At 72.3% G+C, this 20,141-nt stretch carries 19 protein-coding genes; 10 read left to right on the top strand and 9 right to left on the bottom strand.

Features of this window, described 5'->3' with window-relative positions; translation table 11 throughout:
• Positions 1–7: 7 nt before the first annotated feature.
• A complete protein-coding gene (locus O7635_RS02280) occupies positions 8–2,461 on the bottom strand; it encodes an FAD-dependent oxidoreductase (RefSeq protein WP_278078721.1) in 2,454 nt (817 codons plus the stop codon).
• Positions 2,462–2,522: 61 nt separating this feature from the next.
• Between O7635_RS02280 and O7635_RS02275 the strand changes: the two genes are divergently transcribed.
• A complete protein-coding gene (locus O7635_RS02275) occupies positions 2,523–3,323 on the top strand; it encodes a TrmH family RNA methyltransferase (RefSeq protein ID WP_278078720.1) in 801 nt (266 codons plus the stop codon).
• Positions 3,324–3,631: 308 nt separating this feature from the next.
• Positions 3,632–4,102 (top strand): hypothetical protein, encoded by a 471-nt coding sequence (locus O7635_RS02270; RefSeq protein ID WP_278078719.1) that lies wholly within the window; start codon positions 3,632–3,634, stop codon positions 4,100–4,102.
• On the opposite strand, the gene O7635_RS02265 is transcribed toward O7635_RS02270, so the two are convergent.
• Entirely contained in the window at positions 4,099–4,851 is a 753-nt protein-coding gene (locus O7635_RS02265; protein WP_278078718.1) for a class I SAM-dependent methyltransferase, read from the bottom strand. The genes O7635_RS02270 and O7635_RS02265 overlap by 4 nt on opposite strands.
• Positions 4,852–4,944: 93 nt before the next feature.
• Between O7635_RS02265 and O7635_RS02260 the strand changes: the two genes are divergently transcribed.
• From O7635_RS02260 to O7635_RS02250, 3 genes are read left to right on the top strand one after another with little or no spacing between them, the layout of a single operon-like run.
• Positions 4,945–5,142: a hypothetical protein gene (locus O7635_RS02260; RefSeq protein ID WP_278078717.1), complete on the top strand. Its 198-nt coding sequence runs from the start codon at positions 4,945–4,947 to the stop codon at positions 5,140–5,142.
• A gap of 40 nt (positions 5,143–5,182) precedes the next feature.
• Positions 5,183–6,589, top strand: a complete 1,407-nt coding sequence (locus O7635_RS02255) for a sigma 54-interacting transcriptional regulator (RefSeq protein WP_278078716.1) — start codon at positions 5,183–5,185, stop codon at positions 6,587–6,589.
• Positions 6,586–8,538, top strand: a complete 1,953-nt coding sequence (locus O7635_RS02250; protein WP_278078715.1) for a hypothetical protein — start codon at positions 6,586–6,588, stop codon at positions 8,536–8,538. Before O7635_RS02255 ends, O7635_RS02250 begins: the two co-directional genes overlap by 4 nt.
• Here the strand turns inward: O7635_RS02250 and O7635_RS02245 are convergent.
• Positions 8,535–9,098, bottom strand: coding sequence for a hypothetical protein (locus tag O7635_RS02245; protein ID WP_278078714.1), 564 nt, complete (start codon positions 9,096–9,098; stop codon positions 8,535–8,537). The two genes, O7635_RS02250 and O7635_RS02245, sit on opposite strands and share 4 nt — an antisense overlap.
• Before the next feature lie 15 nt (positions 9,099–9,113).
• On the bottom strand, positions 9,114–10,118 hold the full coding sequence (locus tag O7635_RS02240; RefSeq protein ID WP_278078713.1) for a DJ-1/PfpI family protein: 1,005 nt from the start codon (positions 10,116–10,118) through the stop codon (positions 9,114–9,116).
• Positions 10,119–10,160: 42 nt separating this feature from the next.
• Between O7635_RS02240 and O7635_RS02235 the strand changes: the two genes are divergently transcribed.
• Positions 10,161–11,456: an MFS transporter gene (locus O7635_RS02235; RefSeq protein WP_278078712.1), complete on the top strand. Its 1,296-nt coding sequence runs from the start codon at positions 10,161–10,163 to the stop codon at positions 11,454–11,456.
• Here O7635_RS02235 and O7635_RS02230 read toward each other — a convergent pair.
• Positions 11,422–11,646, bottom strand: a complete 225-nt coding sequence (locus O7635_RS02230; RefSeq protein WP_278078711.1) for a hypothetical protein — start codon at positions 11,644–11,646, stop codon at positions 11,422–11,424. The two genes, O7635_RS02235 and O7635_RS02230, sit on opposite strands and share 35 nt — an antisense overlap.
• 176 nt (positions 11,647–11,822) lie before the next feature.
• On the opposite strand from O7635_RS02230, the gene O7635_RS02225 reads away from it, so the two are divergent.
• Together O7635_RS02225 and O7635_RS02220 are read left to right on the top strand one after the other, a co-directional pair.
• Positions 11,823–12,710 carry a helix-turn-helix transcriptional regulator gene (locus O7635_RS02225; RefSeq protein WP_278078710.1) on the top strand — a complete coding sequence of 296 codons (888 nt, stop codon included), beginning with the start codon at positions 11,823–11,825 and terminating at the stop codon, positions 12,708–12,710.
• Positions 12,703–12,903: a DUF397 domain-containing protein gene (locus O7635_RS02220; protein WP_278078709.1), complete on the top strand. Its 201-nt coding sequence runs from the start codon at positions 12,703–12,705 to the stop codon at positions 12,901–12,903. Before O7635_RS02225 ends, O7635_RS02220 begins: the two co-directional genes overlap by 8 nt.
• A gap of 76 nt (positions 12,904–12,979) precedes the next feature.
• On the opposite strand, the gene O7635_RS02215 is transcribed toward O7635_RS02220, so the two are convergent.
• Positions 12,980–14,137, bottom strand: coding sequence for a hypothetical protein (locus O7635_RS02215; RefSeq protein WP_278078708.1), 1,158 nt, complete (start codon positions 14,135–14,137; stop codon positions 12,980–12,982).
• Positions 14,138–14,236: 99 nt separating this feature from the next.
• On the bottom strand, positions 14,237–15,523 hold the full coding sequence (locus O7635_RS02210; protein WP_278078707.1) for a PQQ-binding-like beta-propeller repeat protein: 1,287 nt from the start codon (positions 15,521–15,523) through the stop codon (positions 14,237–14,239).
• Positions 15,524–15,763: 240 nt separating this feature from the next.
• Between O7635_RS02210 and O7635_RS02205 the strand changes: the two genes are divergently transcribed.
• Complete coding sequence (locus tag O7635_RS02205) at positions 15,764–16,153, top strand: cupin domain-containing protein (RefSeq protein WP_278078706.1); 390 nt, start codon at positions 15,764–15,766, stop codon at positions 16,151–16,153.
• Between the two features lie 349 nt (positions 16,154–16,502).
• Here O7635_RS02205 and O7635_RS02200 read toward each other — a convergent pair whose 3' ends face one another.
• The gene (locus O7635_RS02200; RefSeq protein ID WP_278078705.1) at positions 16,503–17,567 is read right to left on the bottom strand and encodes a DNA polymerase ligase N-terminal domain-containing protein; all 1,065 of its coding nucleotides are present in this window, start codon (positions 17,565–17,567) and stop codon (positions 16,503–16,505) included.
• An 83-nt stretch (positions 17,568–17,650) separates the two neighbouring features.
• Here O7635_RS02200 and O7635_RS02195 point away from each other — a divergent pair, with 83 nt between their 5' ends.
• Positions 17,651–18,436: an aldo/keto reductase gene (locus O7635_RS02195; protein WP_278078704.1), complete on the top strand. Its 786-nt coding sequence runs from the start codon at positions 17,651–17,653 to the stop codon at positions 18,434–18,436.
• Positions 18,437–18,925: 489 nt separating this feature from the next.
• Here the strand turns inward: O7635_RS02195 and O7635_RS02190 are convergent, their stop codons facing one another.
• On the bottom strand, positions 18,926–20,137 hold the full coding sequence (locus tag O7635_RS02190; protein WP_278078703.1) for an FAD-dependent monooxygenase: 1,212 nt from the start codon (positions 20,135–20,137) through the stop codon (positions 18,926–18,928).
• Between the last annotated feature and the right edge of the window lie 4 nt (positions 20,138–20,141).

Genomic DNA, 20,141 nt, shown 5'->3' with positions numbered 1-20,141 from the left:
CGGGAACCTATCCGCGGATGCGGGTGTTGGCCGGGTCATAGAGGGGCCGCAGCGAGCACCGGGCAGGCACGGTCCGGCCGGCCACCTCGACCGTCCACTCGCCACCGTCCAACCAGGCCTGGTCGAGCCCGGCGCCGTCGTCCCGGCTCAGCATGGCCAGACCGACCGCGCCGCCGAGGGTGAAGCCGTAGGACGCGGCCCGCACGTAGCCCACGGCAACGCCGTCGCGGCGGACCACCTCGCCGTGGAACATCAGCGGTTCGGGGTCGGTCAGCAGCACCTGGACCAGGCGGCGGTGCAGCGGTCCGGCGGCCTTGCGGGCCAGCACGGCGTCGCGGCCGACGAAGCCGCCCGGCTTGTCCAGCGCCACCGCGAAGCCGAGGCCGGCCTCCAGCACCGAGTCGGTGTTGTCGATGTCGTGCCCGTAGTCGCGGTAGCCCTTCTCCATCCGCAGGCTGGACAGCGCCTTGAGGCCCGCGTGCCGCAGGCCGAACGCCGCTCCGGCCGCGGTCAGCCGGTCGTAGACGTGGATCGCCTGCTCCGCCGGGATGTAGAGCTCGTAGCCCAGCTCGCCGAGGTAGGTGATGCGGACGCAGAGCACGCGCGCGAAGCCGAGGTCGATCTCGCCGGCGGTGCGGAACGGGAACGCCTCGTCGGACAGGTCGGCGCTGGTCACCGACTGGAGCAGCGCGCGGGACCGCGGGCCCTGCACGTTGAGCTGGGCCCAGCCGCCGGTGACGTCGGTGACGAACGCGTGCCGGCCGGCGAACGCGCGCTCCATCATGGACAGCGCGTGCCGGTGCGCCGTGTCGGAGGCGACCACCCAGAACGCGTCGTCGGCGAGCTTGGTGACGGTGAGGTCGGCCTCCAGCGTGCCGGCCTCGTTGAGCCACTGGGTGTAGGTGATCCGGCCGGCCTCGCCGTTGACCGCCCCGGCCGACAGGTGGTCGAGGGCGGTGCCCGCGTCGTCGCCGCGTACCAGGTATTTGGACATGAACGACATGTCCATCAGGATCACGCCCTCGCGGCAGGCGCGGTGCTCGGCTTCCCAGTAGGGGAACCAGTTCTGGCGACCCCAGGAGAGCTTCTCCACGTGGGGCTGCGCGCCTTCCGGCGCGTACCAGTCGGCGCCCTCCCAGCCGCTGACGTCGCGGAAGTAGGCGCGCTGCTCGACCAGCCGCGAGTGCACCGGCGACAGCTTCGCGCCGCGCGCGGTCTTCATCGACAGGCCGGGGAAGTGGGTGGCATAGACCTTGCCGAGCGACTCGACCGTACGCGTCGCGCGGTAGTCCGGTGTGGACTGGTAGCGCTCCAGCCGGTCGATGTTCATCCCCGTCACGTCGACGTCGGGCCGCCCGTCGACGATCCACTGGGCCAACGCGCGGCCGATGCCGCCGCCGGTCAGGATGCCGATCGAGTTGAGCCCGGCGGCGACGAAATAGTTGCGCAGCTCCGGCGCCTCGCCGAAGACCGGCGACAGGTCGGGCGTGAACGACTCCGGGCCGCAGAAGAACGTGCGCACGCCGACCTCGCCGGTGATCGGGACGCGGGCCATCGCCTTCTCCAGGTAGGGCGCCATCCGGTCCCAGTCGGGCGGGATCGTGCCGAACGAGAAGGACTCGGGGACCCGGTCGACGTGCCAGGGGGCGCACTCCGCCTCGAAGAGGCCGACCATCAGGCCGGCGCCCTCCTCGCGGTAGTAGCCGTAGGAGGACGGGTCCTCCAGCACCGGCAGGTCGCCGGTCACGCCGTCGATCGGCTCGGTGATCAGGTAGTAGTGCTCGGCGGCCTGCAGCGGGATGCTCACCCCGGCCTGCTCGCCCAGCTGCCGGGCCCACATGCCGGCGCAGTTGACGACGTACTCGGCCTCGATGTCGCCCTGCGGGGTGCGCACGCCGGTCACGGTGCCGCCGCAGCGCAGCACGCCGGTCACCGGCACGCCCTCGACGATCGTGGCGCCGCGTAGCCGAGCGCCCTTGGCCAGGGCCATCGTCACGTCGACGGGGTTGGCCCGCCCGTCGTCGGCGACGTAGAAGCCGGCCAGCAGGTCGTCGGTGCGGGCGAGCGGGAACAGTTCCTTGATCTCGCCGGGGCCGATCTCCTGCACGTCGATGCCGCAGTAGCGGTTGAACGCCGACACCCGGCGGTATTCCTCGAGCCGGTCCTCGTCGGCCGCCACCTCGATGAACCCGACCTGCTTGAGGCCGGTGGACTGGCCGGTCTCGGCCTCCAGCCGGGCGTAGAGGTCGCGGGTGTACTTCCGCATCTCGGTCGAGGTCTCGGAGAGCGAGCCGAAGGTGACCATGAGCCCCGCCGCGTGCCAGGTGGTGCCGGAGGTCAGCTTGTCGCGTTCGAGGAGCACGACGTCGGTCCACCCGGCGGCCGCCAGGTGGTAGGCGACCGACGTGCCGATCACCCCACCGCCGATCACCACGACGCGCGCCCGCTGCGGAATACCCACTTCACACCCCTTCCGAGTCCGACGATGGTAAACACAGCGCCGTGCGGAATGAGGTGGACCGGTGAAGATCACGACGCGGAACGCGGCGTTCCAGCAGTGGCAGGCGCTGCTGACCAACCGCAACAAGCGCCAGCGGGCGGGCGAGTTCCTGGTGCAGGGCGTACGCCCGATCAGCCTGGCGGTCGAGCACGGCTGGGAGATCCGACAGTTGATCTTTCCGGCCGGCCGGCGGCTGTCCGAGTGGGCGGCCACCCTGCTCGACAAGGTGGTCGAGCCGGTCGAGATGGCTCCTGAGCTGCACGCAGAGCTGGGGGAGAAGTCCGACGCGGAGCTGGTCGCGGTCGTCGGCCTGCCGCCGGACCGGCTGGACCGGCTCGGTCACCACGTGCCCGACCGGGCCGGGGCGCCGCTCTACGTGCTCTTCGACCGGCCGACCTCGCCCGGCAACCTGGGCACCCTGATCCGCTCCGCGGACGCGTTCGGGGCCGAGGGCCTGGTGGTGTGCGGGCACGCCGCCGACCCCTACGACCCCCGCGCGGTGCGGGCCAGCACCGGGTCGATCTTCGCGCTGCCGGTGGTCCGGACGTCGGCGACCGCCGAGGTCCTGGAGTGGGCGGCGCCGCTGCGGCTGGTCGGCACCGACGAGCGGGCCACGGTCGACGTCGCGGACGCGGACCTGCGCGGGCCGACGCTGCTGCTGGTCGGCAACGAGACCGTCGGCCTGAGCAGCGCCCTGCGGCAGGCCGCCGACGAGATGGTCCGCATCCCGATCGGCGGCGCCGCCTCGTCCCTCAACGCGGCGGCGGCGGCCACGATCGTGCTCTACGAGGCCGCCCGCCAGCGCACCCGTCGCGAGCCCTAGCCCGCTACCCTGCGGGCCATGGCGGTCGCTGAGCGGGCTCCGGGCTGGTTCTCCGTCGCCGCGCTGTTCGGCACGGGCCGGGCCGCACTGTTCGAGGCTTTGGCGCCGCCGGGCTCGCCGCTGGCCGGACTGCTGGGCGAGGCCACGCCGCAGATCGCGTTCGCCACGCTCGCGGCGGCCGCCGCGGCCGCGGTCAGCGCGCGGTTCGTCAGCGACCTCCGAGCGCGCCGCGTGGTCGCCGTCGCCGCCTGGGTGCTGGCCGTGCCGACGATGACGCAGCCCTGGTCGCCTGGCCGAACTGGTATCTCGTGCTCGGCTTCGCCATCGGGGCGGTGGGCCTCGTCGGCCTGGCCGTCGCGCTCTGGCGGCCGGCTGGCGCCGTCCGGCCGTGGCCGCGCGTCGAGCCGTGGGATGCCGCCAACTCTTGGGGCCTGGTGGCCTCGATTCCGCTGTTCTTCATGATCTTCGTCGTGGCGTCCGTCGATGCCTCGGACATCGGGCCGACGGTGCGCCCGTTCGCGGTGGCCCTGGCGGTCGCGGCGTTCGTGTTCGCGACGACGGTCACGCTGCTGGCCTACAACGCGAACCACCGGCCCCGGCTGCGCCGACGGCTGGTCCGGCCGGCGGTCGTCGGGGGCGTCGCGTACGGGCTCGCCGCCGTCGTGCCGCTCGGCGGCGGGCCCGGGCTCCGCCTCGTCGGAATGATGTTGTGCGCGGGCGCGACCGGGATGATCGGCCTGGGCGTGGCGCTGGGCCGCTACCGGCCGGCTTCGCTCTAGCGGACGCCGACCACGGCGGCGTCGGTGCCGCCGCGCCAGGCCAGGCCGACCTCGCGGAAGCCGGCGGCGCGCAGGGCCGTGACGTGCCACTCGGCCGGCGGGGTCCAGTCGTTGTGCTGGGTGCTGTCGAAGATCTCCTTACGTTCGGCAAAGCGGGGGGCGAGCGTCTCGTCCTGGGCGACCAGGTCCCACCAGCCCGGCCAGGAGAGCGCGGCCCCGGCGGCGTAGCGGGCGGTGCGGCGGTCGCGGGCCCGGTCGCGCAGGGTGGCGCTGAGCTCGGGCAGGCCCGCGTCGGGCATGTGGTCGGCGTTGACCAGCACACCGCCCGGCCGCAGCAGGGTCGCGACCTCGCCGTAGAGGGTGGCCAGCCGGTCCGCGTCGAGCCAGTGCAGCGCGGTGGCGCTGAGCACCGCGTCGTAGCCGTCGTGCGGCAGCTCGCGACTCCAGGCCGGGTCGCGCAGGTCGGTGGCGACGATCGCGGTGCGGTCGTCGAGGCTTGCCCGGGCGATGGTGAGCAGCACCGGGTCGACGTCGACCAGCGTCGTGGTGCCGCGGGGAAATCGACGCAGCGCCCGCAGCGAGATCGAGCCGGTGCCGCCGGCCAGGTCGAGGACCCGGGGCGCCGGGCCGGCGACGGCCTCGACGATGTCGAGCATCGCGGTGAACCGCTCCTCGCGGTCCGGCAGGAACGCCTCCTGCTGGCGATCCCAGCTCTCCTGCCACGCGGCCGCGTCAAGGTAAGGACTCATAGCCCATCACACTAGTTACAGCCCGGCTCGCCTGTCCATTGTTTCCCGTGCCCGTCCGGGGGTATTTCTCGCTGCCTAGACAAGGAGGTCGTCGTGACGACACCATCCGGAAGCAACCTCCCGGCCGCCGCGGCCGGCGCGTTCGTCGCCGGCAAGCTGACCGAGGACGAGACCGAGACGCCGGACGCCGGCGAGACGGTCGGCGCGAGCGACGCGGAGGCCGACCGCGCCCGGGCGGCCGGCGAGGACATTCCCGCCGACGCCACCCGGGACAACGACAGCGAAAGCTGATCTTGTCGCGCGGGGCGGGTCGCGAGATAGCGTCGGTGAGGTGACAGATACTTCGCCGCACGACCTGCCCCGCACGGTCGGGGAGCTGCGTGCCGCCGGCCACACCTACCGGACGGTCAAGGAGGAGCTCCGGGCCAACCTGCTGGAGCGGATGCGCTCCGGCCAGCCCCGGTTCCCGGGCATCGTCGGCTACGACCAGACGGTGCTGCCGGAGGTCGAGCGGGCCATCCTGGCCGGTCACGACATGGTGCTGCTGGGCGAGCGTGGCCAGGGCAAGACCCGGCTGATCCGCTCGCTGGTCGACCTGCTCGACGAGTGGACACCCGTCATCCCCGGCTCCGAACTCAACGAACACCCCCTGCACCCGCTGACGCCCTCGTCGCGCCGCGAGGTCGCGGAGAACGGCGACGACCAGCCGGTCGCCTGGCTGCACCGCTCGATGCGCTACGGCGAGAAGCTGGCCACACCGGACACCAGCGTCGGCGACCTCGTCGGCGACGTCGACCCGATCCGGGTGGCACAGGGCCGCACCCTCGGCGACCCCGAGACGATCCACTTCGGACTCGTGTCGCGCACCAACCGCGGCATCTTCGCCGTCAACGAGCTGCCCGACCTGGCCGAGCGGATCCAGGTCAGCTTGCTCAACGTGCTCGAGGAGCGTGACATCCAGATCCGCGGCTACCAGCTGCGGCTGCCGCTCGACGTGCTGCTGGTGGCCAGTGCCAACCCCGAGGACTACACCAACCGCGGCCGGATCATCACGCCGCTCAAGGACCGGTTCGGCGCCGAGATCCGCACGCACTACCCGCTGGAGCTCGACCTCGAGCTCGATCTGGTGCGCCAGGAGGCCCAGCTGGCGGCCGTCGTACCCGATCATGTCCTCGAAGTGGTCGCGCGGTTCGCCCGTGGGGTCCGCGAGTCGCCGTCGGTCGACGCCCGCTCCGGCGTGTCGGCGCGGTTCCCGATCGCGGCGGCCGAGACGGTCGCCGCCGCCGCGCTGCGTCGCTCCGGCCTGCTCGGCGAGTCCGAGGCGGTGGCCCGGATCGGCGACGCGGAGTCGGTGACCAGCACCCTGCGCGGCAAGGTCGAGTTCGAGAGCGGCGAGGAGGGGCGCGAGATCGAGATCCTGGCCCACCTGCTGCGTACGGCCACCGCCGAGACCTTCCGCGCCCGGCTCGCCGGTCTCGACCTGTCCAGCTTCGTCAACCTGGTCGCCGAGGGCGAGATCGTCGAGACCGGCGAGCTCGTGCCGGCCGACGAGATCCTCCGCCAGGTCGGCACCCTGCCGGGCCTGGCCAAGGTGCTCGACCGGCTGGGCCTGGGCGACGCGCCGACTCGCGGCGAGGCGGCCGCCGGCGTCGAGTTCGTGCTCGAAGGCCTGCACCTGACCCGGCGGATGTCCAAGGTCAGTGGCGAGGGACGCACGATGTACGGCAGCCGGGAATGAAGCGCAACCGCTACGGAGCGTGGTCGGGTGGGCCTGACCCGCTCGCGCCCCCGTACGACGTGCGGGCCGCGGTCGACGACGTCGGCGCCGAGGTCCTGGAGGGTGGCTCGCTGCGGGACGCGCTGCGCAACCTGCTGCGGCGTGGTCTCCAGGGCCGCGGCGGCCTCGACGACCTCCAGGCCCGGGCCCGCCGGATGCGCCGGGACGCGATGCGCCGCGGCCAGCTCGACGGCGCGGTGACCCGGGCGCAGCAGCTGCTCGACCAGGCCCTGGCCGCCGAGCGGGAGTCGTTGGCCGCGCGGGACGACGATGCCGCCCGGTTCAACGAGGCGATGTTGGACAATCTGCCGCGGTCGACCGCGCGGGCCGTCGAGGAGCTGCGCGACTACGACTGGGCCAGCGAGGAGGGGCGGCAGCGCTACCAGCAGATCCTCGACGGGTTGCGCAACGAGGTCGTCGAGCAGCGCTTCCGGGGGCTGCGCGAAGGGCTGCAGGATCCGGCGGCCCAGCAGGCCGTGGCCGAGATGATGCGTGACCTCAACGCGCTGCTCGACCGGCACGCCCGCGGTGAGGACACCACCGACCAGTTCGCCGAGTTCATGCGCCGGCACGGCGACTACTTCCCCGAGAACCCCTCGTCGGTCGACGAGCTCGTCGACGCGTTGGCCCGACGGGCGGCGGCGGGGGAGCGGCTCATGCGCTCGCTCTCGCCGCAGCAGCAGGAGGAGCTGGCGTCGCTGATGCAGCAGGCGCTCGGCAACGGGGACCTGGCCCAGCAGATGGCGCGGCTCAACGACAACCTGCGCGCGCTGCGCCCCGACCTGGCCTGGGAGCGCCGGGAACGGATGCGGGGCGACGAGCCGCTCGGGTACGGCGAGGCCACCGGCGCCCTGGAGGAGATCGGCGAGCTGGACGACCTGATCGACCAGCTCGGCCAGGAACATCCGGGCGCGACCCTCGACGACGTCGACGTGGAGTCGGTCGAGCGGGCCCTCGGGCGGTCCGCCGCCGACGACGTGCGCCGGCTCCAGGAGCTCGAGCGCGAGATGCGCCGGCAGGGCTGGGTCACGCGTACCGCCGACGGGTTGACCCTGTCGCCGAAGGCGCTGCGCCGGCTCGGGGGCACGGCCCTGCGCCGTGTCTTCGCCGACCTCACCGCCGGCCGGCGGGGCCAGCACGACCTGCGCGACGCGGGCGCGGCCGGCGAGGTGACGGGCGCATCCCGACCCTGGGAGTACGGCGACGAGCAGCCGCTCGACGTCGTCCGCACCGTGACCCGGGCGGTGGCCCGGGGCGGTGCCGGCGTGCCGGTGCGGCTCGAGGTCGAGGACTTCGAGGTCGTCGAGACCGAGCGGCGCGCGTCGGCCGCGGTGGCGCTCTGCGTCGACCTGTCGTTCTCGATGGTGGCCGAGGGCCGCTGGGGCCCGATGAAGCAGACCGCGCTGGCCCTCTCGCACCTGGTCGCCACCCGGTTCCCGCAGGACGCGCTGCAGATCATCGGCTTCGGCCGCTCGGCGGCGCCGCTGTCGCAGGCGGAGCTGGCCGCGATCGAGCCCGACTACGAGCAGGGCACCAACCTGCACGACGCGCTCCGCCAGGCGGGCCGCCACCTGCGCCGGCACCCGGGCTCCGAGCCGGTCGTCCTGATCGTGACCGACGGCGAACCGACCGCGCACGTCGACGACGACGGCTACCCGGTGTTCATGTGGCCCCCGACCCGGGAGACCATCACCGCGACGGTGCAGGAGGTGGACCGGCTGACCCGCTACGGCGCCACCATGAACCTGTTCATGCTCGGCGAGGACCCGGGCCTGCGCCGGTTCGTCGACGCGGTGGCGCGGCGAAGCGGGGGCCGGGTCTTCACGCCCTCGTCCGACGACCTCGGCGCCTACGTGGTGTCGGATTACATCCGTGCGCGGCGGGGGCGGCGCGGCGCGGCGGCGGCTTAGCCGCCCGCGGTGGTCGGTGCCGGGGAGGCCGGCTGGGTGGCGGGCGGTGGCGTGGGCGCCGGGTCGTCGCCGGCGAAGACGCCGGTCGCGAACAGGATGCCGAGGATGATCCCGATGACGCCGATCGCCAGGGCGCCGAGCAGGATCGGGTCGCGGCCGGGCGGGGTGCCGCCGGGCCGGGCGCCGCGGCCGGACCGGCCGCCCGCGGGGCGGCCGCCGCCGTAGACGGGCCCGCCGCCGTAGCTCGGGCCTCCGCTGGTGGGGCTGCCGTAGGTGGGGGCCCCGCTGGTGGGGGAGCCGTAGGTGGGGCCGCCGCTGGTGGGCGTGCCGTAGGTGGGGCCTCCGCTGGTGGGGGAGCCGTAGGTGGGGCCGCCGCTGGTGGGCGTGCCGTAGGTGGGGCCTCCGCTGGTCGGGCCGCCGTAGACGGCGCCGCCGTCGCTGGTTGGTGCCGGGCCGCCGCTGGTCGGTTCGCCGTATGGGGGGCGTCCGGCGGGCGGGTCTCCGTAGTCGGGACCGCCGCCGCCGTACACCCGGCCTCCCGGCCGCTCCTCCGGTCGCATGCGAGGCATAGTCGCCTATCGCGGCACCCGCTCGCCAGTGGGGGGTCGGAACGTGCGCCGGTACGTGGTCGGTGACACACCGATCGCGGCGTGCAACTGCTGGCGTAGCGCCGCCGCCGTGCCGAAGCCGGCGTGCCGCGCGACCTGGTCGACGCCGAGCTCGGTGGTCTCCAGGAGCCGCCGCGCGTGGTCGGTGCGCTGCCGCAGCAGCCAGCGGGCCGGGCTGACCCCGGTCTCCTCGCGGAACCGCCGGGTGAACGTCCGCACGCTCATGTTGGCGTGCGCGGCCATCGCGGCCAGGGTCACCGGTTCGCCGAGCCGTTCGAGCGTCCAGGACCGGGTGCCCGCCGTCGACGCGGCGCCGTCGCCGTCCGGCAGCGGGCGCTCGATGAACTGCTTCTGCCCGCCGTCGCGCCACGGCGGCACGACGCACCGCCGGGCGGCGTGGTTGGCCACGGCCGCGCCGTGGTCGCGGCGGATCACGTGCAGGCACAGGTCGATCCCGGCGGCCACCCCGGCCGACGTGAGGAGGTCGCCGTCGTCGACGAAGAGCACGCCCGGGTCCAGGTCGACGGTGGGGTGGAAGCGGCGGAACCGCTCGGCGTACGCCCAATGGGTCGTGGCCTGCCGCCCGTCGAGGAGCCCGGCGGCGGCCAGCACGAACGAGCCTGTGCAGATCGACATCACGCGCGCGCCGCGGGCGTGGGCCGCCCGGAGCGCCGCGGCCACCTCGGGGTCGACCACGCCGTCGGTCAGCGGCGGCCCGTCGTGGATGCCGGGCACGATCACGGTGTCGGCCGTCTCGGCCAGGGCCAGGTCGTGGTCGGGGTGGACCGTGTAGCCGGCGGTGCAGCGAACCGGGCGACCGCCGGCCGTGCACACGCTGACCTCGTAGAAGCGCTGGTTGGCGGCGTCGCGGGCCGTGCCGAAGACCTGGGCGGGGGTACCGAGGTCGAGACCGACGACGTGGTCGAGGGCCAGCACGGCGATGCGATGCGTCATGGCCGAATTATTGCGCATGATGGCTGTCGGGCCACTCGCGGCGCGTACCCCCGGTCACGCATGCTCTCTGTCGTGCGCCGTCTCGTTCACCCTGCCTGGCTCGTGGCCGCCGTCGCCTTCGTGGCGCTGATCGGCGCGGCCGGGTTCCGTGCCACCCCGAGTGTGCTGATCCACCCGTTGCACGCCGAGTTCGGCTGGCCGCTCGCCACGATCTCCGCCGCGGTCTCGGTCAACCTGCTGCTCTTCGGGCTCACGGCGCCGTTCGCGGCCGCGCTGATGGACCGGTTCGGCATCCGGCGGGTGGTGGCGGCCGCACTGCTGCTGGTCTCGCTGGGCAGCGGGCTGACGGTGTTCATGCGCACGAGCGCCGAGCTCATCCTGCTCTGGGGCGTCATGGTCGGGGTCGGCACGGGTTCGATGGCGCTGGCGTTCGTGGCCACCGTCACCGGCCGCTGGTTCGTCAAGCGGCGCGGCCTGGTCACGGGCGTGCTCACCGCCGGCGGCGCGACCGGCCAGTTGATCTTCCTGCCGGTGCTGGCGCTGCTGGTCGAGCGGTCGAGCTGGCGGACCGCCGCGCTGGTGGTCGCCGGGGCCGCGCTGGCCGTCGTGCCCCTGGTGCTCTGGCTGTTGCGCGACCATCCGAGCGACCTGGGCCTGCCGGCCTACGGCGCGACCGAGGTCGTGCCGCCGGTGCCGGCCGGTGGCGCCGCGCGGCGTGCGGTCGGCGCGCTCCGCGACGCGTCCCGAACCCGGGCGTTCTGGCTGCTCGCCGGGGGGTTCGCGATCTGCGGCGCGACCACCAACGGTCTCGTCGGCACCCACTTCATCCCGGCGGCGCACGACCACGGCATGACCGAGACGACCGCGGCGTCGTTGCTCGCGCTGATCGGCCTGTTCGACATCGCGGGCACGATCGCCTCGGGTTGGCTGACCGACCGGTTCGACAGCCGCATCCTGCTGGGCGCCTACTACGCGCTGCGCGGTGGGTCGCTGTTGCTGCTGCCGGCGCTGTTCGGCGACGACGTCCGCCCGTCGATGGTGGTGTTCATCCTGTTCTACGGGCTGGACTGGGTGGCGACGGTGCCGCCGACGGTGGCGCTGTGCCGGGAGTACTTCGGCGACCGGGGCGCGGTGGTGTTCGGCTGGGTGTTCGCGTCGCACCAGGTGGGCGCCGCGGTCGCGGCGTCGGCGGCCGGCATCGTCCGGGACCAGCTCGGGACCTACAATCTCGCCTGGTACGTCGCCGGCCTGCTGGCGATCGGGGCCGCGGGGCTCTCCCTGATGCTGTTCCGCCGGCGCGGGGCGATCGGGCTGACGCCGGCTATGGCTGGAGCACCCGGATCCGTTCCACGGTGACCAGCGCCTGCAGGCGGCCCATCGGCGTGCCGTCGCGGGCCAGCTGCTGGCCCTCGAGCCAGACCTCGCCCTCGTAGAAGCCCGACAGGTCGTCGCGCACCCTTTCGACGCGCAGGAACAAGGTGTGCGGCGATCCGGTGAACTTCCAGCTGCCGGGCGGGCATTCGATCACATTTCCAGCGTCGATCATGATTGCCGCCTCGGCCCTGCCGGTGGATTTCGCCGCTTCCGACTGGTCATGTGTTAAAGGTTGGGCTTGAGCCTTCCCAAACGCAATGTTACGGAGCAGAATTCCGCCCACGCGGTACGAAGACGCAATGATCTGTGGGTGTCCACTACGGAAATGCTGTCCGGGGAGGAACGAACATGCCGACCGAGGACCACGGTTCGACCGTTCCGCGCCGGCAACTCGGCCGATACCTGAGAAGGGCTCGCGAAGACGCCCAGGTCACCGTCAAGGCGGCGGCCGATGCGCTGGAATGGTCGACGCCACGGATCTGGCGGATCGAAAACGGAACAGTAGGGATGCGCGCCCTCGACGTCAAGGCGATGTGCGACCTCTACGGTGCCACTTCGGATCTGACCGAGGCGTTGGTGGCGCTGGCCCGCGAGACCAAGGCGAAGGGTTGGTGGCAGTCCTACAGCGACGCTCTCCCGAGTTGGTTCGAGTTGTACGTGGGCCTCGAGTCGGCAGCCAGTCGAGTCCGTTATCTGCAGAGCGACATCGTGCCGGGACTGCTGCAGACGAAGGCGTACACCCGGGAAGTGATCGCATTGGACCATCCCGACCTGACGCCCGAGGAGCAGGAGCGGCGCCTGGCCGTGCGGATGGAGCGCCAGAACCTGCTGACCAGGCGGCTCCCGCCGGCGCCGACGCTCGAGGTCATCCTCAGCGAGGCGGTGCTGCGACGGCCGCTGCAGGACCGGTCCGCGATGGCAGGGCAATTGCGCTATCTCGCCGAGGCGAATGACCGTCCAAATGTCACTGTGCGTATGCTTCCGCTCGCTGCCGGTTTGCATATGTGGGCATCGGGTGGTGGTTTCGCGATTCTCGAGTTCCCGGAACAACGGGGGCGCGAATCGGAACCGCCGACCGTCTACAGCGACGGTCCGACCGGTGCGCTCTATCTGGATAAGACCCGAGAGGTGGATATGTACGAGTCGATCTGGCTCAGCGCTTCCAAGCGAGCGCTTGACCGTGCACAATCGACTCGCGCAATCCGGGCGCTCTCGGAGGAGTTGTACAATGAGTGACGAAGCAGTCACCTGGACGAAGTCGACTTACAGCGGTGCCAACGGCGGATGCGTCGAATGGGCAAAGCTGGGAAGCGAAATCGGCGTCCGTGACTCTAAAGACAAGACCGGCCCCGTCCTCACCTTCAGCCGCACGGCCTGGCAATCCTTCGTGAACGCCACCAGCCGAGGCGACTACCGACCGCACGACTGATCCGCCGCCGCACGACGCCGGGCCCGTGGTGATCCACGGGCCCGGCGGTTTGCTTGAGGCTCCGCTTCGCTTCGCTTCAGGAGAGGTTCCAGGTCGCCGGCTTCGCGGCGACGAGCAGGCGGACGCCGACGTCGGCGCAGACGGCGTGCCAGGTGAGGTCCTCGAGAGTGGACACCAGCAGGTACGCCTGGGGCCGGGCGCCGTCGCTGGTCAGGCGGTGCCGGTAGTCCAGCACCTGGCCGAGACCCAGGCGGAGTCGGTCGGTCTCCGTCGGACCGAGAGCGCTCTTCGCCTCGGCGATGTGCAGCCGTCCGTCGGGGCTCCGCCAGGCCAGGTCGACCTTGGGCTCCGTCGGTTGGAACGGTTTGATGCCGATGTCGTTGAGCTTGGTCATCAGGAGCACCAGCAGGCGATCGTGCTCGTCCCGGGCGGCTTCGTGGGCTTCGGCGTTCACCGCCTGCGACTCAGGGAAGTCGCCGATCGCCTCGCGGCCCGCGTACACCGATGTCTCGTTGTCGGTGGTTGTCGGCAGGTCGAGCGGGTCGGGCAGGGCGAGCGCCTCGGCGGCGGCCCAGGCCTCGTCGGCGAGGTCCGGGTCGTAGTTCTTGTGCCACGCGAACTGGCCGGACGCGACCAGGCGAGCGTTCATCAGCCTGATGGCCTCGGCGATCGGCGGCTGGTCGAGGAACCAGAGCAGGGCGTCGATGTCGGGGCAGTGGTAGACGGCGGCGTCCTCGGCGAACGTGCGCAGGCCGTCGGTGCGCCGGGTGATGCCGAACTTGGTGAGGTCCTCGGTGCGCAGCGAGCCGTCGGCCAGGGCGCGGCTGACCGGCGAGTCGGCCATCCGGAACACCGTGGTGATCCGGCCGTCGTCGAAGTAGCTGATCTCGGCCGCCCAGCACATGCCGACGGTGAGGCGGAACCAGCGTTCGGCGCCATTGGCGTACGGGGTCAGTAGCCAGTGCTGGCCCGCGGACTCGGCGGCGGCCGGCACCGTGGTGCGGATGACGATGCCGGCGATGCCGAGGGCGACCTCGCGCAGGCTCTTGGCGTCGGCGTCGTTGATCGCGCGGATCAGCCCCGGCAGCCGCGGGCCGGCCGATGGGAGGGCGCCGAAGGGCTGTGGCTCGACGTCCGCGCGTACCACCCAGTCCGCCAACGCCTCGCGCGTCATGTAGGACCAGAAGCCGGACGTGCGAGTCGCGAATTCGGCCGCCAGCGTCTGGCTGTTCATAAGGCTCCAGAGGGAAAATGACCGGGAAATGCGATAATCGCAGGAAGTTGGCCGGTCTCTCCAGTTCGTCCTTCCTTCGAGGGACTCTTTCGGCCGGTGTCAGCGGGGCCAGACGGCGATCTCGAAGACGCTGGCGCAGAGCACGTGGCGGGCGCTGGTGACGCAGGTCGGCGCGGCCGCCCAGTCGTCGGCCCGGCCGATGATCCGGGTGCGTGTGCTGACGGCGTCGAACAGGCCGATGAGTTGCTGGCGCGGGCCGTCGTACCGCCAGACCAGGAGTTCTGAATCCTCGATGACGCCGAGCCCGCGCCACGGGGCCGTGGTGGTGCGGACCCCGCCGTTGCGCGGGTCGACGACGGCCGTGCCGGACCCGTCGAAGCCCTCGAACGTCTCCGCGACGAACATGTGCTCCTCGTCGACCGGCGCCGTCAGGTAGCGCTTGTCGGCCTTCCACGCCCGACGCCCGGTCAACCGTTCGAGGGCGATCGTGCCGCGGTCGTTGACGTGACAGAGGTAGCGGCCGCAGTCGGCGAACGACTCGAAGATGCCGTGCACCGGGGTCGGCTGGCGCCAGAGCCGGCGACCGTCACCGGCGTCGTACGCCGAGATCATGCCCTGCTGGTCGACGAGGATGGCCGTGCCGTTGACGACGGTGGCGCTGATCGCTCCGTCCTGCTCGGTGTCGACGACGACGCGGCCGCTGGTCAGGTCGCGGACGCGCAGGTGGCCGGGGAGGACCTCGACCTGGTCGGTCCGCAGCGGGCCGGTGACGCCGGCGACCATGACGGTGGGCTCCATCTCGACCGTCCAGCGTGGAGTCCCGTCGGTCGTGGCCAGGCCGCGCAGCGGCAGCGTGTCGCCGTCGCGCGGCCCGTTGACGACGAGCACGTCGCCGGCGCGCGCGACGTAGCGGGTCTGGCGTTGCCAGAGGACCGCGCCGGTGCGGCCGTCGAGCACCCAGACCTCGGGGCGCTGGCCCACGTCGACGGTCGCGATCGCGACGCGGTCATCGTCGAGGGCGATCAGGTGGGCGAGGCCGACGACGCGGCGGAACCAGAGTTGAGCGCCGTCGCTGAGCTGGTACGCGCGGACGGCATTGCCGCCGGAGACGTAGGCGCGGCTGTCGTCGAGCGCCATCGCCTCGGCCGTGCCGGCGCGGCGGAAGATCGGAGCGAGGTCGTTCGGCGTGGCGATGCCGGCGAACCAGACGGTCGCGGCCACGGCGGCCGTCACGCCGGCGGCGAGGATGCGGGTCCGGGTGCTCCACGGCCGCGGCTCGGGCGGCTGCCAGTCGACGTCGCGGTCGATCTCGATGACAGGGTCGAGCCGGCCGGCCGGGCGCGTGCCCACCGCCGGCCAGATGTCGACGTTGCCGCTGCTGGTCATCCATGCCGCCCCTGTGCGATGCAGTCAATCGCGCGCGGGTGGCAGCGGACCATTCGCCGAACGTTTAATACTCCCGCACCGCGGCGCCGGTGTCCCGCCGCGGCCGGGAGTCTTACCGTCTCCCGTCGGTGCAGCCCGGGGGCGGTACATCGACGAGGACTTGGTTAACCGGCTCACTGCCCGCCGATCAGATGTGTCAAACCTCGTTCGCATCATTAATCGGCCGGGTATGGAAGGAGCATGGAACATTTCACGATCGCGGTGGTCGCCGAGAAGAACCCCGACTTCCGCCGGGTGCTGGCGACCGGCAAATACACGCAGCTGGTGGTCATGACCATCCCGCCGGACGGTGAGATCGGCGAGGAGGTCCACGAGACGACGGACCAGCTCCTGACGTTCGTCAGTGGGGTTGGCGAGGCTCGGGTGGGCGGCGAGAAGAAGCCGGTCAGCGCGGGTGATCTCGTGTTCGTGCCCGCCGGCACCAAACACAACTTCGTCAACACCGGCCCCTATCCTCTGGTGCTCTACACGGTGTACGGGCCGCCCGAGCACTCACCCGGCGCCGTCCACAGCACCAAGGAGGAGGCGGACCGGATGGAGGAAAGCGGCCAGGACGAGCCTCCGAAGTAGCGGGTTGGTCGTCGGAGTCGGCCCGGTGGTTTTGCCCGCCGGGCCGGCCCTGTTCCGCACGTATCCGCTTCGCTCGCGCCGAACAAGACTTCTGCCCTCCGCAGAGCGCGTTCGGGTTCGGCGGCTTGGTTGCGAGCCGGAGTCGGAGCCGGAGCCGGACGAACCGGAGCCGGAGCCGGAGCCCGAGCCGGAGCCGGAGCCCGAGCCCGAGCCCGAGCCGGAGCCGGAGCCGGAGCCCGAGCCGGAGCCGGAGCCCGAGCCGGGACCCGAGCCGCTTCCGTGGTCGGTTCCGGCTCGGGGCCCGGGGTAGCGGGTGTGACGCTGACCGGCGTGCTGGTCGGTGTGGCGGTCAGGCAGCGTCGATGCGGAGCCAGTCCTTTGTGCGGCGGCCTGGTGTGTAGCCGGCGTCGAGGCGCTTGGCGACCACGCCCGGCAGACCCTGCTCGGCCGCGGCGGCGAGCGCGAACTCGCCGCCGCCCTGGAAGGACGGTGGCGTCTGCCACGACGGTCCGGAGAGCGCGAGGCCGTCGAGCAGTTCCCGCCGCTGGGTGTAGGGCAGATCGACGGTCCGCCGGCCTTCGAGCCACAGCAGGTCGTAGGCCAGGTAGCTGATCGTCAGGCCCGGCGGCGGCCGCCGCCCCGCCGCGGTGGTCGGCGCGGGCCTGACCCGACCCTGCCGGTCGAACGCGACGATCTCGCCGTCGAGCACGGCCTCGGTCGGCGCGAGGGCCGGCCCGAGGTCGCGGACCGCCCGGTAGGCGCCGCTGATGTCCTGATCGGACATTGACAGGAGGCGCACCCGCCCACCGGACACATAGGCCACAGCCCGTGTGCCGTCCCAGCGCATCTCGAACGCCCACGCGTCGTCGGGCTCGGGCAGCGTGTCGGCCGGCGTCGGTCGCGCGGGGCGGATCAGATCCGGCAGCGGCTCCCACCCTTCGGCCGGCGGCGACATGCGCCGGATCATCCAGTCCTCGCGCTTGCCGGGCTCGGGCCGCCCGGTCCGGAACAACACGTAGCGGCCCGACGCCCGCGACCCGTGCAGGGTGAACATGACCTCGTCGGGCTTCCACTTCTCCGTCTCGTAGGTGCCGGTGTCGAACACGGTCATCCGCCCACCGCCGTACTCGCCGGCCGGAATGTCCCCGTGGAACGTCAGGTACTCCATCGGGTGATCTTCGGTGTGCACCGCGAGGTGGTTGCGCACCTGATCGCGCGGCAACCCGCGGGGCACGGCCCAGGAGACCAGCACGCCGTCGCGCTCGAGCCGCAGGTCCCAGTGCAACGCCCGGGCGTGGTGCTGCTGGATCACGAACCGGTCGTTGCCGGCCGGTTCCGGCGCGGCCTCGGGCACCGGCTCGGGCGTGCGTCCCGCGTCACGCTTACGGCGGTATTCCTCCAGCCGGTCGGGCATGACGATATTGTCCGGGATGGGCCGCCGTCGCGCATCGCCCCGGGCGACGGGCATGCCACCTTGATGAACGGGTAGGGAAGGTCATGACCTCATCGACCGCACAACCAACCGTCAAGCTGCCCGGCGATGTCCGGATGCCGTTGCTGGGCTTCGGAACCTGGCAGGCCCACGGCGAGAGCGCGTACCGGGCCGTCGGCGCGGCCCTCGACAGCGGGTACCGGTTGATCGACACCGCCACCGCGTACGGCAACGAGGACCTGGTCGGCCGCGCGGTCGCGGAGAGCAGCGTCCCCCGCGAGGACATCTTCATCACCACCAAACTCCCGCCTGATCGGGTCGGCCGCGAACAGCGCACCATGGACGAAAGCCTGCAGTTGCTGGGCGTCGACCAGCTGGACCTCTGGCTGATCCACTGGCCACCGCACCGCGGCGGCCTGGTCGACAACTGGCGCCGCATGATCGAAATCCGGGACGCGGGCCAGACCCGCTCGATCGGCGTGAGCAACTACTCGCTCGCCCAGATCGACGAGCTGATCGCGGAGACCGGCTTGGCGCCCGCGGTCAACCAGATCAAGTGGGGCCCCCGCCTCTACGACAAGGCCGAGGTCCAAGGCCACCACGAACGCGGCGTGGTGCTCGAGGGCTACAGCCCCTTCAAGACCACCCGCCTGGGTGACCCGGTGCTGACCCGCATCGCCGAAGCCCACGGCGTCTCCGCCGCCCAGGTCGTCGTCCGCTGGCACATCCAACATGGAATCGTCGTCATCCCCAAGTCGGTCACCCCGTCCCGCATTCGCGACAACGGGGACGTCTTCGGCTTCGAACTCTCCGCCGAAGAGATGTCGGCCATCGACGGCATGGGCAAATAGCCAGCCCATCCGCCGTTCCTGGACCACGGCTGCCTTCCGGTCCGTGCGGCCTCCCGGTCCGTGCGGCCTTCCGGTCCGTGCGGCCTTCCGGTCCGTGCGGCCTTCCGGGTCCGTGCGGCCTTCCGGGTCCGTGCGGCCTTCCGGGTCCGTGCGGCCTTCCGGGTCCGTGCGGCCTTCCGGTCCGCGCGGCCTTCCGGTCCGCGCGGCCTTTCGGCCCGCGCGGCGTTCTAGCCCGTGCGGCCCTCCGCCTTCGGGTCTGTGCGGCCTTCCGGTCTGTGCGGCCTTCCGGTCTGTGCGGCCTTCCGGTCTGTGCGGCCTTCCGGTCCCCCCGCGGCCTTCCGGTCCCCGCGCGGCCTTCCGGTCCCCGCGCGGCCTTCCGGCCCGCGCGGCGTTCCAGCCCGTGTGGCGTTCCGTCCGGTGCGGCCTTCCGGCCGCGCCGGCAGCCGCCAGCGGGGCGCGGCGGGCGGCGGTCAAGACGCCCGGTCGCCGTCAGCGGGTCGCGGTTGGCAGCGGATAGTCCTTCAAGGCGATGGCGTCGGCCGCTGCCTGTAGGTTGCCGGTCAGCGCGCTCTTGCCCGGCAGCTTGGTCATCGTGCGGACGACCTGGTTGCGTAGCCAGATGCCGGCCCGCGAGGCGGGCGCGAAGCCGCGGTCGCCGCCCGGCGGCCGCTTGAGGTTGCGGGTGACGTAGTCCCGCATGCCCTCCTCATAGCCCGCGAACGCCGCCGCCGGGTCGGCCGCCGTCGCGAGCTCGCCGGCCAGCACGTAGGCGCCGACCAGCGCCATGCTCGTGCCCATGCCGAGCGAGCCCGCGAACGCGGCGTCGCCCAGCAGCGTGGCCCGGCCGCGCGACCAGCGGTCGAGCTCGGTCGCACCGCTGCGGGTGAAGTAGAAGTCGTCGGCCTGCCACATCTGGTCGATCAGGTGCGGGATCTCCCAGCCGGCGCCTGCGAAAACCTCCGCCAGCAGCGCCTTCTGGGCGGCGGTGTCGCGCCGGTCGTGGCCGAGCGCGGGGGAGGCCCACGAGAACATCGCCCGCACCTCGCCGTCGCGGCCGACGGGATAAAGCAGCAGCACCCGGCCGCCGACGCCGTTGCCGGCCGGCAGGTTGTACATCACCTCCCAGCCGTCCAGCTCGAGCGACGTGCGGGCGGCGAAGAAAGAGGAGTACATCCCGAGATCGCGTACGTGCCGCCGGTCGTTTCCGAACGCCAGCGCGCGCACGCCCGAGCGGAGACCGTCGGCGCCGACGACCACGTCGAAGGTCCGGGGCGGCGCACGGTGGAAGGTGGCGGTGATGCCGTCGGCCTCGTCGCGCAGCGCCGTGATGTGGTCGTCGAAGAGATATTCGGCCTCGGGCGCCGCCTCGCGCAGGATCCGCACCAGGTCGCCGCGGAGGATCTCGATCTCGGCCACCACCCCGCCCGAGTGGCCGAAGTCGTCGCCGCCCATGCGCGCGACCGGCTTGCCCGCGCGATCGACGTACATGATGCCGTGTGTCCCGGTGTGTCTGTCCCGGATGGCGTCGAGGATGCCCATCCGCTCGACGACCGTGCGGCCCGCCCCGCGGATGTCGATGGCCTGGCCACCCGAGCGGAGGGCGGGCGAGCGCTCCACCACGGTCGCGCCGATGCCGTGCCGACCGAGCCAGTGGGCGAGTCCCAATCCGGCGATGCCGGCTCCAGAGATGAGGACGTTCATGGTC

Source organism: Asanoa sp. WMMD1127, assembly GCF_029626225.1.
GTDB lineage: Bacteria > Actinomycetota > Actinomycetes > Mycobacteriales > Micromonosporaceae > Asanoa.
Note: the sequence above shows the minus strand (reverse complement) of the source record. Positions and strands in the feature narration are given on the sequence as shown.